This window comes from Pseudomonas sp. HLS-6 TE3448 (genome assembly GCF_053629555.1).
Genome location: NZ_JBRJIO010000001.1, coordinates 2,479,172 through 2,495,337, shown reverse-complemented (window position 1 = coordinate 2,495,337; position 16,166 = coordinate 2,479,172). Strand labels below are relative to the sequence as shown.

Here is a 16,166-nt window from a genome sequence, read left to right as displayed (position 1 = left end):
GGGACTACTCCTTAGTCGCCAGATTGACCACACGGTTGGAACGGTCCACCGGGCGTACCTGCTGGCCGTCGTGCAATACATGCACACCCGCAGCAACCACCCAGTCAGAGGGGCTCAAGCCCTCAAGCACCGGTACGCTGGTCTCGCCATAGGCACCGACACGTACCGGCGTTCGCTTGAGCGTATTGTTGGCGTCCACGCGCCAGACGTAGGTCTGGCCATTCTCGGCAGTCAACGCCGAAAGCGGCACCGCCAGCGGTACCTGCTCGACGTGCTGAATGAACACCCGCGCACTTTGTCCGAGTTCCGCGTGAACCTTGCCGACATTGAACGCAATACGGGCGGCGAACGTACGCGAGCGTGGGTCAGCAGCAGGCGACAGCTCACGAATGACCCCATCGAACCGCTCTTGAGGCTGCGACCAGAGTTCCACCGACACCGGCAGGCCCACCTTGAAGCGGGAAAAATTCTGCTCCGGCAGGCTGATCAACACCTCACGCTCGCCATCGGCCGCGAGGGTGAACACCGTCTGCCCTGCCGCCACCACCTGCCCGACCTCGACCTGGCGTTTGGCGATCACCCCATCCTGCGGCGCGCGTAGCACCGCATAGCCGGCCTGGTTGCCCGCCACATCGAACTCGGCACGTACCTGCTTGAGCCGAGCCTGGCCTGCACGGTAGAGGTTCTCGGCGTTGTCATACTGGGAGCGACTGACCATCTGCCGCTCCAGCAACTTCTGGTAGCGATCGCGCTCAGCCTGCACCAGGCTCAGGTTGGCCTCAGCGGCCGCAACCTGGGCACGCGCGGCCTCCAACTGCAAGCGCACGTCCTGCGGGTCAAGCTCGGCCAGTGGCTGATTGGCCTTGACCCGCTGCCCCTCCTCCACCAAGCGCCGGCTGACCTTGCCAGCAATGCGAAATGCCAACTCTGGCTCAAACCGCGCGCGCACTTCCCCCGGATAACTGGCGACCGCCGCACTGGCCGGTTGTGGCTGAACCACCATGGCCGGCCGAATGGTTACCTGTTGCGGGCCTTCCTGGCCACACGCACTCAGTAACACGGCAAAACTGACGGGCAAAGCAAGGGGCAGGAAATGGCGCAACATATGGAAAACCCTTTCGCGAGTGGCGCTTTTAATATTTGAACTGATCGGTATATTAATCAGAGCCCACAGCGCTGGGAAGCGAAAGTCCGTTTTTTTGTCCGACAATTTTTGGGGAGCGCTTGACCGGCCAGTCGAATTTCCCGCTCGCACAAGGAGCACGCGATGTACCATGAACGCCCTTTAACCGCTGCCTAAGGACACCATGCTCAACGAAACCCCCGCACCCAACGGTCCAGGCCGACCGAAAGACCTGGCCAAGCGCCAGGCCATTCTTGAAGCGGCCAAGCGACTGTTCCTGACCCATGGCTATGCCAGCACCAGCATGGATGCAGTCGCGACAGCGGCAGGTGTTTCGAAACTGACGGTCTACAGCCACTTCACCGACAAAGAGACACTGTTCTGCACGGCAGTGGTGGCAACCTGCAAGGCACAACTGCCCGAGTTGATTTTCGAACTGCCCGACGGCGCCTCACTGCAACAGGTGCTGTTGAACATTGGCCGTGGCTTTCAGGGGCTGATCAACGGCGAAGAGTCGATCAAGCTGCACCGTTTGATCATGGCGCTGGGCAGCCAGGACCCCAAGCTCTGCCAGATTTTCTTCGAGGCAGGCCCGATGCGCGTGCTACGGGAAATGGAGGCACTGCTGCAGAAGGCTGACGAACTCGGCCTGCTAAGGATCGAGCATCCGGGCAATGCTGCGGAGCACTTTTTCTGCCTGCTCAAGGGCGCCCCCAACTTCCGCTTGCTGCTCGGCTGCGGCGAACCGCTGGACGCCGAGGGCGCCGAAGCGCACGTACAGGATGTGGTCAGCCTGTTCATGCGCGCCTTCGCGCCCTGATCAGGCCTTGAGGGCTTTCTTCGGATAGATGTCGTAGCGGCTCGACTTGCCTTCCAGGCTATGGCTTGGCTTGGTGCCTTCGATGATCGGCGCCTTGCGCGGGCGCTTGACCACGACCCGGTGAGTGGCCAGCGCCAAGGCGGCCTCAAGCAGCGCCGGGGCATCGAGATCGTCACCCACCAACGGGCGGAACACGCGCATCTCCTTCTTGACCAGTGCGCTCTTGTCCCGGTGCGGGAACATCGGGTCGAGGTAGATCACTTGCGGCGCCTCGCCCTGCCAATGGCGCATCAGGTCAATCGCGTTGCCGGTCTGCAGCTGCATACGTGCCACGATTGGACCGACCTCGGCATCACCCCGGCCTCGCGCCAAGCCGTCCTCAAGCAACGCGGCGACCAGCGGCTGACGCTCGATCAGTTGCATCTCGCAACCCAGGCTGGCCAAGACAAAGGCATCCTTGCCCAAGCCCGCCGTGGCATCCAGTACACGCGGGCGCACGCCTTGGGCGATGCCCACGGCCTTGGCGATCATCTGCCCGCTTCCGCCGCCGAACAGCCGTCGGTGAGCGGCTTGCCCTTCCACGAAGTCGACCCGCACAGGGCCGGGTGCCTGCGGCCCCAACTGCTGGATCTGCAGCCCTTCGCTCCCAACCTGAACGGCGAAGCCAGCAGCGTCGTCATCCAGCGGCAAGCCCAGGCGTTGTGCCCATTGCTCGGCATGCCCCTGATACTCGGGCGACAACGCCTCGACCCGCAGACGGCTGTCCGCCAGTTGCTCAACCATAGTTCGTGCATCCAAAAAAAATTAAATGATCGGCGGCCGTGGCCGATAACGGAAGTACTCAGTATTTTGCCAGACCCGGACAGCCTCCGACTGCCATGTCAGACATTCTTCAGCTCAATTCAGGCTACCTGTCGCCCGTCGGCGACTACAGCCGCCACAACACCCAGGCATTGGGTGGCGTAAGCCACCTGTGGCAAGACTTCTTTGCCCGGGCCTTGGCGGAGCAACAGGCTGAAGGCACTGACGCGACAACACTGGCGAGTCTCCCGGTAGATGCCACCACAGGCGAACCCGTAGGCGGCAGCCAGACCCTGGCACAGATCAATAGCCAGCGCGACTGCGATGTTCAGGACAGCGAGATCATCCCACCTGAGCCCCTGTTTCTGCCGATCGCCGAGTTCGAGCCAGAACTGCTGGAAAAACCGGCTCCACCCTTCAGCGCCGCCGAGTTGATCGAGCAACAACGCCAACTGGACATCAGCAACAGCTGGGTTCGACCAATCGTACTCAGCGCCGGTCAGCCCACACCTGAGCCAGGCCCGGCCCCTCAATCACGCCCACTGCACCTGCCAATAGCCGAGTTCGAGATGGACCTGCTGGCCAAGGCTGCAGAACCGTTCGATGAGCACACGCTGATCGAACAACAGAAGCACCTGGACTTCGACCTGCGCTGGGCTCGCCCGGTCGTCCTGAACAACGTACGCCTCGCCGCGTAACGGCAGGTCATCGGCTAACCGACTAGAGCAGGCCCAACTGCTCGGCGAGTGGTGCCCTTTCCAACTCAGGCAATGCCGCCAGACCCGGCAGCCGCTCCATCAAGCCCTGATGAAAACGCTGAGCCAGCGCAGCGGCCAGGCGATTGTCGGCGGTGTGCAGGAAAACGTAGGGGGTGCGCCCCTCTTCGATCCAGGCCGCAACCTTATCCAGCCAAGGCCGCAAAAATGGCTCATTGGCAGCAAGCTCGGGGTGCCCGATAAAACGCACCTGCGGGCACGCGGTGAATGCGGCGGGCCGTGGCGGTACCTTGGGCTTCTTGGCTTGGGCATGCAGCACCGAGGCCTCGCGGGATGTGCAACTGAACAACGCACGCGGGTCCAGGCAAATACGCTCCACGCCCCGCTCCATTAGCAGGCGATTGAGCAGGCGCTCCTCCTCTCCTTTGGCAAAGAAGTCCGCATGGCGAACCTCTACTGCGACAGGCACACCGACTTCGTCCAGAAACCCGACCAACTCCGCAAGCCGCGCTGGCCCGAAACTGGCCGGCAATTGCAGCCAGTAAGGGGCTACCCGCCGACCTAAAGGCCGCAGCAACTCGATGAAGCCCTGGGCAGCACTCAGTTGCTCGCGCAGGTCGCCGCCATGACTGATGTCACCAGGAAACTTGGCGGTAAAACGAAAGTGCTCAGGCATGATCTGCGCCCAACGCTGAACCGTGGCACTAGCCGGACGGGCATAGAACGTGGTGTTGCCTTCTACGGCATTGAACACCTGGCAGTAAAGCCCAAGGAGGTCGGTGGTTTTCGCGTCAGCGGGGTACAGGTACTCGCGCCAGGCGCTTTCACTCCAGGACGGGCAACCCAGAAAATAAGGAAGGGATGAGGGAATCATCCGTCAAATGTACAGGTCCAGCCCGAGCACTTCCATCTCCCAATCCACAAAGCCAGCGGTGGTCAGGTAGCTGCTCAGGGCCTTGGCAGTGCGCTTGTTGCTGGCCCGAGGAAAGATCATGTCCTGCTGACGGACGGGAAGCCCCGCACTACGGCTGGCGCCTGCAGCCGCCGATGGCTGCGCCTGGGTTTCAAATTCACCCGGAATATCGTCGTCCAGTTCTTCTTCACGCAGCGGCGCCTTACGCGCGGAGCGTTTGACCGGATAAGACTGCGAGGAAAAACCGTCGATACGCATGGCGGAATACTCAGGAGCAATGATGGCAATTTAGCGGCACCTGAGAGCCTTCGCAAATGCCTGACTGATAACTGGACCACAGATCAGGCAAAAGATTCGGGTTTGCTGCCGCTAACTGACCGGCGGCGCTCAGCGCGCCTTAGGTGTAGCCACCTTATCGCGCAGGTAGACCGGCTGCGCCAGATCAGCAGCGATTGCCTCGCCACGCTGCCAGGCAAACGTTGCCAGGCTGAGCAGATCCTGGGCATGAGGCAGCAGGCTGGCGTCCTGGGCGCTGACCTTGACCGCAAGGCGCTCGGCATAGCCCCAGCCCGTACCCGCACCAAACCAGTCCCCGGTAGCACCTGCTGGCAAGGCCACCTGCTCCGGTGGCAGCACAGCCTCTTCACCCAGCAGGCGCATTTCACCTGCCGTCGACTGGTAGCAGCCCCAGTACACTTCATCCATACGGGCGTCGATGGCAGCGGCGACCTGCTGCACACCCTGTTCACGCATTGCCCGCTGCGCCAGCACGGCCAGATTCGATACCGGCAGCACCGGACGCTCCAGCGCGAAGGCCAGGCCCTGGACCACACCAATAGCGATACGGACACCGGTGAAAGCGCCTGGACCGCGACCGAAGGCAATGGCATCAAGCGCCGACAACGCGATACCGGCCTCGGCGAGCAGGGTCTGGATCATTGGCAGCAGCTTCTGCGCATGCAGGCGCGGAATCACCTCGTAGTGGCTCAACACCTTGCCGTCATGCAGCAGGGCAACGGAGCAGGCTTCAGTGGCGGTATCCAGGGCCAGCAAAGTGGTCATCGGTGATTCCAGGCGAAAGAAAAAAGAGCGGCATTATAAACAACAACGGCCCGCAAGCGGGCCGTTGTTCAAGGGCTGGAGCGATAAATCAGCTCAGCGCTTCCAGCACCTTGGCAGTGATGGCCTCAACAGAGCCAACGCCTTCAATGTGGCTGTACTTCGGCTTGCCATTGGCGGCAGCCAGCTTCTGGTAGAAGTCCACCAGCGGTTTGGTCTGGTCGTGGTAGACCGCCAGGCGGTGACGTACGGTTTCTTCAGTGTCGTCTTTACGCTGAACCAGCGAATCGCCGGTCTCATCGTCCTTGCCTTCAACCTTTGGCGGGTTGTAGATCACGTGGTAGACGCGACCCGAGGCCTCGTGAACACGGCGGCCGGCAATACGCTTGACGATTTCTTCGTCAGCCACAGCGATCTCGACAACGGCATCCAACTCAACACCGGCAGTTACCAGGGCTTCGGCCTGGGGAATGGTGCGAGGGAAACCGTCGAACAGGAAGCCCTTCGCGCAGTCAGGCTGAGCGATACGGTCCTTGACCAGGTTGATGATCAACTCGTCGGAAACCAGCTTGCCAGCATCCATGATCGCCTTGGCCTCGAGGCCCAGCGGAGTACCCGCCTTGACGGCGGCACGCAGCATGTCACCGGTGGAGATCTGTGGAATACCAAACTTTTCGGTGATGAACTTTGCCTGAGTACCTTTACCGGCCCCGGGAGCTCCCAGCAGAATTACACGCATCTTGTGCTCCTCAATTTTTATAAGCAAATCAAAGGATTCGCCGCTAGGGCAAAATCCCGGAATTAGGTCATGACCACAATTCGGTCAAAAGGCTGCTCAAGATACACAGCAGCTTTCGGCCACACAAGCGCCCCAAAGTCGGAATAACCTGCTGCCGAAGGCCCTGTCATGCTCTGGTTGCGCCGGGCGCAACCCGGCGCAACCACGCCTCAACCCGTGTTCCGCAAGCCTGCCGCGATACCTGCCACCGTCACCAGCAATGCCTGCTCCAAAGGGCTTTCCAGAGCGGCATCACGGGTGCGCGAGCGGGCCAGGAGATCCGCCTGGAGCAGATGTAGCGGGTCCAGATAGGTATTGCGCAAACGAATGAACTCCAGGGTATCGGGGCTGTGTGCAAGTAGCACCGGCTGCCCGGTCAGCCCCAGTACAACCTGGCACGCCTGCGACAATAGGTCGCGCAGTTGTGCACCCAAAGGTCGCAGTTGCGATTGCACCAGACGCTCATCATAGGAACGCGCAATTTCAACATCGGCCTTGGCCAGGACCATTTCGAGCATGTCGATACGGGTACGGAAGAACGGCCATTGCTCACGCATTTCTGCCAGCAGCCCACCTTGCCCGCGCGCCAGTGCATTGCTCAACGCCGCCTCCCAGCCCAACCAGGCCGGCAGCATGAGCCGCGTCTGAGTCCAACCGAAGATCCACGGAATCGCACGCAGGCTTTCAATACCGCCAGCACGGCGTTTGGCCGGCCGACTGCCCAACGGCAAGCGGCCCAGTTCCTGCTCCGGCGTGGCCTGACGGAAATACTCAACGAACTCCGGGTTGTCACGCACCACACTGCGGTAAGCCTTCAGACCATCCGCCGCGAGTTGGTCCATCAAGCCGCGCCACGCCGGTTGCGGGGGTGGCGGTGGCAACAGGGTCGCCTCGAGCACCGCAGCCAGGTACAGGTTGAGGTTCTGCTCCGCGATGTCCGGCAGGCCGAATTTGAAACGGATCATTTCGCCCTGCTCGGTGGTACGGAACCTGCCGGCCACCGAGCCCGGTGGCTGCGACAGGATCGCCGCATGGGCCGGGCCGCCGCCACGGCCCACAGTACCGCCACGACCGTGGAACAGCAGCAATTCGACGTTCTGCCCTCGACAGATCTCCACCAGGGTTTCCTGGGCGCGGTACTGGGCCCAGGCCGCTGCTGTGGTACCGGCGTCCTTGGCCGAATCGGAGTAGCCGATCATCACTTCCTGAGGGCCGTGCAAACCCGCACGATAGCCCGGCAGCCCCAGCAGACGCTGCATGACCGGCCCGGCATTGTCCAGGTCGGCCAGTGTTTCGAACAACGGCACAACCCGCATCGGACGGGCAACACCCGCCTCCTTGAGCAGCAACTGTACCGCCAGCACGTCTGAAGCCGCGCCGGCCATGGAGATCACGTAAGACCCCAACGATGCCGCCGGGGCGGCAGCGATTTCACTGCAGGTCGCAAGCACTTCAGCCGTCTCGGCCTGAGGCCGGAAATGCCGTGGCAACAATGGACGACGGTTGTTCAGTTCGGTCTGCAGGAAGGCGATACGCGCCTCTTCATCCCAATCCTCATAGCGCCCCAGCCCCAGATAATCGGTGATCTCACTCAACGCCGAAGCGTGCCGTGCTGCGTCCTGACGCACATCAAGGCGCACCAGGAACAGGCCAAAGGTCACCGCCCGACGCAAGGTGTCGAGCAGCGGGCCATCAGCGATAACGCCCATGCCGCACTCATGCAACGACTCATAGCAGAGCCGCAACGGCTCAATCAGGTCGTGATTGTCGTGCAAGACCTCGGCGGATGCCGGTTGCGTAACAGCCAGTGACGACTGCGCCCAGCTTCGGGTTGCCCGCAGGCGCTCGCGCAGTTGCTTAAGCAACGCCCGGTAGGGTTCGGCATGCTCACCCACCCTGGCCCGCAGCGCCGGGCTGGCCTGCTGCATGGACAACTCGGCAGCCAGAAAATCGACGTCTCGCAGGAACAGGTCTGCCGCCATCCAGCGGGCCAGCAACAGCACTTCGCGTGTGACCGTGGCCGTGACATTGGGGTTACCGTCGCGGTCACCGCCCATCCACGAGGCAAATCGAATCGGCGCAGCTTCTAGCGGCAGGTGCAGGCCCGTGGCCGCGAACAAGGCCTTGTCCGCCTTGCGCAGGTGGTTGGGGATAGCCTGCCAGAGCGAGTTCTCAATGACCGCAAAACCCCATTTGGCTTCATCGACCGGGGTGGGTCGAGTACGGCGGATCTCTTCGGTATGCCAAGCCTCGGCAATCAACCGCTGCAGGCGCTCGCGGACCTGCGCACGCTCGGCGGGTGTCAGGTCGCGGTGGTCTTGAGCCGCCAACTGCGCGGCGATGGCATCGTACTTGTGAATCAAGGTGCGGCGGGCGACTTCGGTCGGGTGCGCAGTAAGCACCAGTTCGATGCTCAGTTTGCCGAGCTGGCGCGCCAATGCGTCAGGACTATGACCCGCTTTTTTCAGGCGGTCGAGCAATTCGGGAAGCACCCTAGCCTCGAACGGCTCGGGCTGATCCGCGTCGCGGCGGCGGATCAACTGGTACTGTTCGGCGATGTTGGCCAGGTTGAGAAACTGGTTGAACGCTCGGGCCACCGGCAGCAACTCGTCCTCGGACAAGCCGTCGAGGCTGGAGCTCAGTTGCTCGGCACTGCCACTGCGGTCCGCCTTGGCGCTGCGACGAATGTCCTCGATTTTCTGCAGGAAAGCTTCGCCGTACTGTTCGCGTACGGTGTCCCCCAACAATTCGCCCAACAGATGGACGTCTTCACGCAAGCGCACATCAATACCAGTCATCAGCCTTCATCTCCAACGCGGGCAAACAGCGATGACATCAGAGTGCCGCAGTACCGCCTGTGCTTCAAGGCAGACCAAAGTGCGACCAGTAGCTACGCTGAAAGGAGGCCATCCGTCTTCAACGAGGTCACCATGAAAATCCGCGAACTTGCCCAGAACTGGGAACAGACCGCCACGGGGCGCATGAGCCCTACCGGCTATGTGTTGCACCTGGATGTCGAAGCCGCGGCGCGTCTGGCGGCGCTGGCCGAGATGTACCCCAAGCGTCAACCCGAGGAACTGCTCGGCGAACTGCTCGGCGCCGCGCTCGAAGAGCTGGAGGCAAGCTTCCCTTATGTCCGCGGTCAACAGGTCATCGAAACCGATGAAGAAGGCAATCCGCTGTATGAAGACATCGGGCCAACGCCCCGGTTTCTGGCGTTGTCACGACACTACCTGCAGACCTTAAGCGCGGAAAAAGAGGCGTCCAACGACTGAAACCGGTGGGTGCCGGGCTTGCCAGCGATAGGGACGCCGCCAATTGACGGTATTACTGTACCTGCTGCGGCGTCTCCTGCCCCATGCAGCGCACCGCCTGCTTCTTGTTGTCGACCAGTACGCCGGTCAGGCCCTTCTGCTGGGTGTCGAACAGCACCAACACGCCATCGATGCATTGCGCCACCTGTGGCGCCGGGCTGAGCGAAACCTTGTAGTCTTCACCGGGAACAGTCTTGAGCATGGTGAAGTCGGACAGCAGCAGCGCATCCTCCGGCTTGGCAAAATGCAGGTAGCCGTAATACCAAAGCGCACCGACAGTGCCAATGATGCTGCAGACACCGGTGATGATCAGCGGGATGGCGTTGCGTTCTTCACTCATTACTACTTCTCGTCAGGGTAATTGGGGACTTCGGCCAAACGTCGCAGTCCATTGAAATGTTCAGGGTCTTCCAGAAAGCGCAGCATTACCTTACGCCAAATCGGGTCGTTGAAGGTCTGCACATGACCACCACGGGTCAACTGCAGCACGCGCGGTGGTGGGGCTGCCTGATACAGACGGATACCATTGACCATGGGTACGGTGGTGTCGTCGATGCTGTGGTAGATCAACTTCGGAACCCCGGACAATTGCCCGACCGAGCGCAAGGCGCTGTCGCCATCCGGCACCAGCCATGACAGCGGAACCTGCAGAGGCCAGGTAAACCAGTTCGAACTCAAGGCGCTACGCCCGACATCCCGGTAACTGGCCGGCACTCCGTCGAAGACCATGGCCTTGAACCGATGTGATTGCTCAGGGTGTTGCGCCAGGTAATGGATGGCCAGGGCGCCACCCAGGCTTTGCCCCAGCAACACCAGCGGCTTACCCTGCGCTTCAGGCGCCTGCTGCAGCCAGTCCATCGCCGCGGCAATGTCGTCATAGACTTCCGGCAAGCTCGGCGTGCCTTCCGACAAGCCATAACCCCGGTAGTCGATCATCAACACCTGATAGCCCTGCTCCGGTAGCCACCAACTGCCGCCCAGGTGCAACGCCAGGTTGCCACCGTTGCCATGCAGGTGCAGCACCGTCCCTTTGACCGCTACCCCCTCCTTGGCCGGCAACCACCAACCATGCAGGCGCGTACCGTCTGCAGCGGTCAGGGTGAGGTCACGGTACTCAAGCTTGGCACGCGTCGGCGTGAAGGGCTCGCCCGGCTCAGGGTAAAACAGCAAGGCACTGCAGCCGGCCAGACTCAACAGCACAAGAAGCAGGCACAGCGGCCTGCCAAGGACGTCAGAGAATGTTCGAGTAGTCGGCTTCAATACGGTCCAGGCTCAAGTGATTGAGGAAGTTGGAGAAGCACATCCAGGCCGACAGCGCGTTCAAGTCGCGGAACTGCTCAGGCAGGTACTTGGGCGGCTCCACCAGGCCTTCGTCGACCAATTGGCGCAGAGTCCGCATATCTTCCAGCGTCGTCTTGCCGCAGAACAGCAAAGGAATCTGCTCAAGCTTGCCTTTACGCACGGCCAACTGAATATAGTTGTAAACCATGATAAAGCCCTTGAGGTAGGACAAGTCCTTGGTAAATGGCAACCCATTGGGCACCGAGCCACGAAACACGCGGCTGGCATTGCCATAGCTCTCCTGCATGCCAAACCCTTGAGCGCGAAAGAACTCGAACACCTGGAGGAAATCGGCCCCCTCCTCGACCATGTGAATGGCACGGGTGCGGTTGGTCAGCTTGCGCAGCCGGCTGGGGTACGAGGCGAAAGCAATCACCTCCATGAGGATCGCCAGCCCCTCCTGGGTGACCGTGGAAGAAGGCGGGCCTTTGGACAGAAAGGTACAGATCGGCTGGTTCAGGCCGTTGAGGGTGGTGCCGACATGCACCAGCCCCTCATGGACCTCCAACGCGCGGACATCGCGGTTGTTGAACATCGCGTCAGCGCGGATCTTGATGTAGTCGGCACCGGCGGCCGCGTCGGCAACGATACCGTCCGACTCGAATACACGGATGGTCTCTTCCGCCTCACCGAACACCTTGTTCAAGCGATGCTGGAGTATCTCGACGGCCTGCTTGGCGGTAAGGTTCTTCGGCTCGTCCTTCAGGTCACCCAGGCAATCGATGTTGTTCAGGTAGTCGGAGAGCATCAGGCCCAGATCGGACAGGGTCGGGTCACCGGCATGAAAGGCATCGGATGCGGCGCCGTAGAGCTCCTGGGAGATCAGCCCGAAATCCTCGGTGCCGCGCGCCTCGAGCATGCGCACCACCATGCGGTACTCCTTGCACATGCGTCGCATGATCTGCCCAACCGGGTTGAACTGGCCAAGCTGGCGCGTAATATCACGCTCGATGTTCTGAAACTCAAGCTTCACCGCACTGGAGTCAAAGGACAGTGGTCGACCTAGATAGTACTCACGGTCCACCTTCGGCAACTCTTTGCCCTTGGCCTTGAGGAACCCCTGGCGGATGCTATCGTCCCACTTCACCGCATCGAGCACGCGGATCGGCGTCTGTGCCTGAACAATGCGATCAGACAGGCCGCGTATCGTCTGCTGGTACTCGTCCACACCACACTCCTTGCTTCGAATCGGTTATTTGCCTGCGCGCTGGAACCGCGCGACTTCGATGAACAGATCGGAGTTGGCAGGGTCATCCAGATAGGCGAAAACCTGTTGTGCAGGGCTGTCGATCAAGACACCCTCACCATTATCTTCCGGCACTTCGTAACGTTGACCACTGAGTGCCTTCTGCTCCAACGCCTGGTTGATCCGTTCAACATCAAGGTTGTAGAGCACTAACTCGTTGTTACCGATCACGTCAAAACCGGCAATCAGGAAGTTCCCGCCGAGCTTTTTCGGCACGCCAGCCGAGAAATACCAGCGGTTACCGTGACGCGAGACCGTGAAGGTGTATTCCTGCCGTGGCTTGCCCTTGGCCGTGGCCACTGCCTTGTAGGCATTGCCCCCCGTGCGACTGATCAGCAGTTTCAAGGGTTCGCCCCAGGCATCCTTGCTGCTCCAGCTACCGAGCAACGCCTTGGGCGCCGGCTGATTCGCCGGAATGGGTTCATTGAAGGTCACCAGACAACCGCCAAGCAGTAAAAACGACAAGGCCAACAGCACACGCCAGGCTTTCATCAGGTTCTCCTTGAAATGGATCGTGCCTTAGACCGCAGCCAATACCAGATGCAGGTATCGCGTAAGAATAGCGAGCATCTGCGCTTCGGCGTGCGGTCGCTCAGCATCGAGCAGGCCCTGATATTCCATCTGCTCGATTATCGCCGTCAACACCAAGGCGTCCTGCTGAGGTTCACGAGAGCCCACGACCTGAAGCATCTGGCCCGCGCCGCGTAGCAAAATCTGCTCGTGCGACTTGACCAGTTCGGCCAATTTCGGACACAGCAGCGCCTCCTGGCGAAAGGCCTGCTCGGCCATCAGGAAGTTGCGGCGGTTATGCAGTTGGCGTTGCACATACTCGCTCATCATCTTCGCCACTTCGTCGGCCAGCCGCGCCCGGGATTGTGGACTGCCGTCGCCCTGAGACAACAACTGACGCAGCACCACTTCGGTGTGCTCCCAGAGCTTGGCCATGTACGCAGCGCTGCGCTCCACGTACTGGGCAAAGCTGTCGATCAGCAGGTCTTCGATATCCTTGAAGTAGTAGGTGGTGGCCGACAAGGGCACCCCTGCCTCGACGGCTACCGCACGGTGCCGCACACCCCGCACGCCATCACGGACAACGATGCGCATCGCCGCGTCGAGAATCTCCTGACGACGCTGTTCACTGCCACGACGGCTCGCCTTGCGCCCCTGGTACTGAACACTTTCCGCCACCGCTGTGGCCACGCCAGCAGCACCTTGTTGAGCCATTGCAGGAGTCACTACAGGTCTACCTCTATGAATTGCTGTCGATTCGATCAACTTATTGCGGGCAAGAAAAAGCCGCCCCGGAAGGCGGCTTGTTCAGTACGCTCAGGCCTGTGGGCGCATGTGCGGGAACAGGATCACGTCACGGATCGACGGCGAGTCAGTCAGCAGCATGACCAGGCGGTCGATACCAATGCCTTCACCGGCGGTAGGCGGCATGCCGTACTCCAGGGCACGTACGAAGTCGGCATCGTAGTGCATGGCTTCGTCGTCACCGGCATCCTTGTCGGCCACCTGCGCCATGAAGCGTTCGGCCTGGTCTTCGGCATCGTTGAGCTCGGAGTAGGCGTTGGCGATTTCACGGCCACCGATGAACAGCTCGAAACGATCGGTGACGTTCGGGTTCTTGTTGTTGCGACGTGCCAATGGCGACACTTCGAACGGGTATTCGGTGATGAAGGTCGGCTGCTCGAGTTTATGCTCGACCAGTTCTTCGAAAATCATGGTCTGCAGCTTGCCCAGGCCCTCGAAACCTTTGACGTCGGCACCGGCCTTCTTGGCCAGGGCGCGCGCCTTGTCGATGTCCTGCAGGTCGTCAGCGGTGATTTCCGGGTTGTACTTGAGGATCGAATCGAACACAGAGATACGCTGGAACGGCTCGCCGAAATGGAACACCTTGCCCTGATACGGCACATCAGTGCTGCCCAGAACCAGTTGCGCCAGTTCGCGGAACAGTTCTTCGGTGAGGTCCATGTTGTCTTCGTAATCGGCGTACGCCTGGTAGAACTCCAGCATGGTGAACTCAGGGTTGTGACGAGTCGACACACCTTCGTTACGGAAGTTGCGGTTGATCTCGAACACACGCTCGAAACCACCGACCACCAGGCGCTTGAGGTACAGCTCCGGGGCAATACGCAGGAACATTGGCAGGTCCAGCGCGTTGTGGTGGGTTTCAAACGGCTTGGCCGCGGCGCCGCCAGGGATGGTCTGCAGCATCGGCGTTTCGACTTCAAGGAAGTCGCGCTTGGCCAGGAAACTGCGGATGTGGCTGATGACCTGCGAACGAACGCGGAACGTCTGGCGGGTGTCTTCGTTGACGATCAGGTCAACGTAGCGCTGACGGTAGCGGGTTTCGGTATCGGTCAGGCCGTGGTGCTTGTCTGGCAGCGGGCGCAGCGACTTGGTCAGCAGGCGCACGTTGGTCATTTCCACGTACAGGTCGCCCTTGCCGGAACGCGCCAGGGTGCCTTCAGCGGCGATGATGTCGCCCAGGTCCCAGGTCTTGACCGCAGCCAGGGTTTCTTCCGGCAAGGTCTTGCGGTTGACGTAGACCTGGATACGACCGGTCATGTCCTGAATCACCATGAACGAACCACGGTTGAGCATGATACGGCCGGCAACCTTGACCGGGATCGCTGCAGCTTCCAGCTCTTCCTTGGTCTTGTCGACATACTGTTTCTGCAGGTCGTTGCAGTAGCTGTCACGGCGGAAGTCGTTGGGGAAGGCCTGACCCTGTTCGCGCACAGCGGCAAGTTTTTCCTTGCGCAGGGCGATCAGGTTGTTTTCTTCCTGTTGCAGGTCTTGCGGATCGAGTTGTAGGTCGCTCATGTCTTCACATTTTCCATCACGGGTTCGTTGCCCTCGCCCGTCGGGCGAGGGACTTGTGGCAGGTCTCTGAGGGGTTATAGCCCCTGCTTGAGACTGGCCTCCAGGTATTCGTCGAGATCGCCGTCGAGCACCTTGTCGCAGTCGCTGCGTTCGATGCCGGTACGCAGGTCCTTGATCCGCGATGCATCAAGCACGTAGGAACGGATCTGATGCCCCCAGCCAATATCGGACTTGCTGTCTTCAAGGGCCTGGGAGGCGGCGTTACGCTTCTGCATTTCCTGCTCGTACAACTTGGCCCGCAGCATTTTCATGGCGGTGTCCTTGTTGGCGTGCTGGGAGCGTTCGTTCTGGCAGCTGACCACGGTGTTGGTCGGGACGTGGGTAATCCGCACCGCCGAGTCGGTGGTGTTAACGTGCTGACCACCGGCACCGGACGAACGATAGGTATCGATTCGCAGGTCGGACGGGTTGATATCGATTTCGACCTTGTCATCGATCTCGGGCGAGACGAACACCGCCGAGAACGAGGTATGACGGCGGTTGCCAGAGTCGAACGGGCTCTTGCGCACCAGGCGGTGAACACCGATCTCGGTGCGCAACCAGCCGAAGGCATACTCACCCTTGATATGCAGGGTGGCGCCCTTGATACCGGCCACTTCGCCTTCGGACAGCTCCATGATCGTGGTATCGAAGCCGCGCTTGTCGGCCCAGCGCAAGTACATGCGCAGCAGAATGTTGGCCCAATCCTGAGCCTCGGTACCGCCGGAACCGGCCTGGATGTCCAGGTAGGCGTTGTTCATGTCCATCTCGCCGCTGAACATGCGACGGAACTCGAGCTTCTCGAGCGCGACGCGCAGGCGGTCGAGTTCACTGACGACGTCCTCGACAGCGGCTTCGTCGTCTTCTTCAACGGCCATGTCCAGCAGGTCACGGCAATCGGCCAGGCCACCGGACATTTCGTCCAGGGTCTCGACGATCTGCGCCAGCATGGCGCGCTCACGGCCCAGTTCCTGGGCGTATTCGGGCTTGTTCCAGACGTTCGGGTCTTCAAGCTCGCGGTTGACTTCGATCAGGCGCTCATGCTTTTGATCGTAGTCAAAGATACCCCCGAATAGTCTCGGAGCGCTCGGTCAGGTCCTTGATGGTGTTCAGGATCGGGTTGATTTCCATGGGCGGGCAGCTCTCGTGCGTAATCTGTCAAAAGCCGGAGAGTATAACGCACTCAA

Annotated in this window: 17 protein-coding genes; 3 read left to right on the top strand and 14 right to left on the bottom strand. The window is 60.8% G+C overall.

Annotated elements, in window-relative coordinates; translation table 11 throughout:
- Positions 1-4: 4 nt before the first annotated feature.
- A complete protein-coding gene (locus AB7M23_RS11505) occupies positions 5-1,105 on the bottom strand; it encodes an efflux RND transporter periplasmic adaptor subunit (protein WP_102052881.1) in 1,101 nt (366 codons plus the stop codon).
- Between the two features lie 202 nt (positions 1,106-1,307).
- Between AB7M23_RS11505 and AB7M23_RS11500 the strand changes: the two genes are divergently transcribed.
- Positions 1,308-1,943: a TetR/AcrR family transcriptional regulator gene (locus AB7M23_RS11500; RefSeq protein ID WP_454240869.1), complete on the top strand. Its 636-nt coding sequence runs from the start codon at positions 1,308-1,310 to the stop codon at positions 1,941-1,943.
- On the opposite strand, the gene AB7M23_RS11495 is transcribed toward AB7M23_RS11500, so the two are convergent.
- Positions 1,944-2,726: a class I SAM-dependent methyltransferase gene (locus AB7M23_RS11495; RefSeq protein ID WP_454240868.1), complete on the bottom strand. Its 783-nt coding sequence runs from the start codon at positions 2,724-2,726 to the stop codon at positions 1,944-1,946.
- 95 nt (positions 2,727-2,821) lie between these two features.
- On the opposite strand from AB7M23_RS11495, the gene AB7M23_RS11490 reads away from it, so the two are divergent.
- On the top strand, positions 2,822-3,442 hold the full coding sequence (locus tag AB7M23_RS11490; RefSeq protein WP_454240867.1) for an energy transducer TonB: 621 nt from the start codon (positions 2,822-2,824) through the stop codon (positions 3,440-3,442).
- Between the two features lie 22 nt (positions 3,443-3,464).
- Here AB7M23_RS11490 and AB7M23_RS11485 read toward each other — a convergent pair whose 3' ends face one another.
- From AB7M23_RS11485 to ppc, 5 genes are all read right to left on the bottom strand, one after another.
- On the bottom strand, positions 3,465-4,334 hold the full coding sequence (locus tag AB7M23_RS11485; RefSeq protein WP_454240866.1) for a DUF72 domain-containing protein: 870 nt from the start codon (positions 4,332-4,334) through the stop codon (positions 3,465-3,467).
- 3 nt (positions 4,335-4,337) lie between these two features.
- On the bottom strand, positions 4,338-4,631 hold the full coding sequence (locus AB7M23_RS11480) for a hypothetical protein (protein ID WP_099773692.1): 294 nt from the start codon (positions 4,629-4,631) through the stop codon (positions 4,338-4,340).
- A gap of 129 nt (positions 4,632-4,760) precedes the next feature.
- Positions 4,761-5,435, bottom strand: a complete 675-nt coding sequence (gene tsaB / locus AB7M23_RS11475) for a tRNA (adenosine(37)-N6)-threonylcarbamoyltransferase complex dimerization subunit type 1 TsaB (protein ID WP_099773691.1) — start codon at positions 5,433-5,435, stop codon at positions 4,761-4,763.
- Between the two features lie 88 nt (positions 5,436-5,523).
- Complete coding sequence (gene adk, locus AB7M23_RS11470; RefSeq protein WP_099773690.1) at positions 5,524-6,171, bottom strand: adenylate kinase; 648 nt, start codon at positions 6,169-6,171, stop codon at positions 5,524-5,526.
- A gap of 209 nt (positions 6,172-6,380) precedes the next feature.
- Positions 6,381-9,008, bottom strand: coding sequence for a phosphoenolpyruvate carboxylase (gene ppc / locus AB7M23_RS11465; protein ID WP_454240865.1), 2,628 nt, complete (start codon positions 9,006-9,008; stop codon positions 6,381-6,383).
- A 132-nt stretch (positions 9,009-9,140) separates the two neighbouring features.
- On the opposite strand from ppc, the gene AB7M23_RS11460 reads away from it, so the two are divergent.
- Positions 9,141-9,485, top strand: a complete 345-nt coding sequence (locus AB7M23_RS11460; RefSeq protein ID WP_099773688.1) for a pilin assembly protein — start codon at positions 9,141-9,143, stop codon at positions 9,483-9,485.
- Between the two features lie 52 nt (positions 9,486-9,537).
- On the opposite strand, the gene AB7M23_RS11455 is transcribed toward AB7M23_RS11460, so the two are convergent.
- The 7 genes from AB7M23_RS11455 to prfB all read right to left on the bottom strand — a co-directional run bounded on the left by AB7M23_RS11455 (position 9,538) and on the right by prfB (position 16,110).
- Entirely contained in the window at positions 9,538-9,864 is a 327-nt protein-coding gene (locus AB7M23_RS11455) for a hypothetical protein (protein WP_065761723.1), read from the bottom strand.
- A 2-nt stretch (positions 9,865-9,866) separates the two neighbouring features.
- A complete protein-coding gene (locus AB7M23_RS11450; RefSeq protein WP_454240864.1) occupies positions 9,867-10,784 on the bottom strand; it encodes an alpha/beta hydrolase in 918 nt (305 codons plus the stop codon).
- Positions 10,756-12,033 carry a flavohemoglobin expression-modulating QEGLA motif protein gene (locus AB7M23_RS11445; RefSeq protein ID WP_102052889.1) on the bottom strand — a complete coding sequence of 426 codons (1,278 nt, stop codon included), beginning with the start codon at positions 12,031-12,033 and terminating at the stop codon, positions 10,756-10,758. The genes AB7M23_RS11450 and AB7M23_RS11445 overlap by 29 nt, the downstream gene beginning before the upstream one ends.
- Positions 12,034-12,057: 24 nt before the next feature.
- Positions 12,058-12,603: a hypothetical protein gene (locus AB7M23_RS11440; RefSeq protein WP_102052890.1), complete on the bottom strand. Its 546-nt coding sequence runs from the start codon at positions 12,601-12,603 to the stop codon at positions 12,058-12,060.
- A 27-nt stretch (positions 12,604-12,630) separates the two neighbouring features.
- A complete protein-coding gene (locus tag AB7M23_RS11435; RefSeq protein ID WP_454240863.1) occupies positions 12,631-13,335 on the bottom strand; it encodes a TetR/AcrR family transcriptional regulator in 705 nt (234 codons plus the stop codon).
- Between the two features lie 102 nt (positions 13,336-13,437).
- The gene (gene lysS / locus AB7M23_RS11430; protein WP_330522070.1) at positions 13,438-14,940 is read right to left on the bottom strand and encodes a lysine--tRNA ligase; all 1,503 of its coding nucleotides are present in this window, start codon (positions 14,938-14,940) and stop codon (positions 13,438-13,440) included.
- A 74-nt stretch (positions 14,941-15,014) separates the two neighbouring features.
- A protein-coding gene (prfB, locus tag AB7M23_RS11425; RefSeq protein ID WP_099773686.1) for a peptide chain release factor 2 occupies positions 15,015-16,110 on the bottom strand; the annotation gives its coding sequence in 2 pieces (ribosomal slippage) (positions 15,015-16,037 and positions 16,039-16,110; 1,095 coding nt in all).
- Between the last annotated feature and the right edge of the window lie 56 nt (positions 16,111-16,166).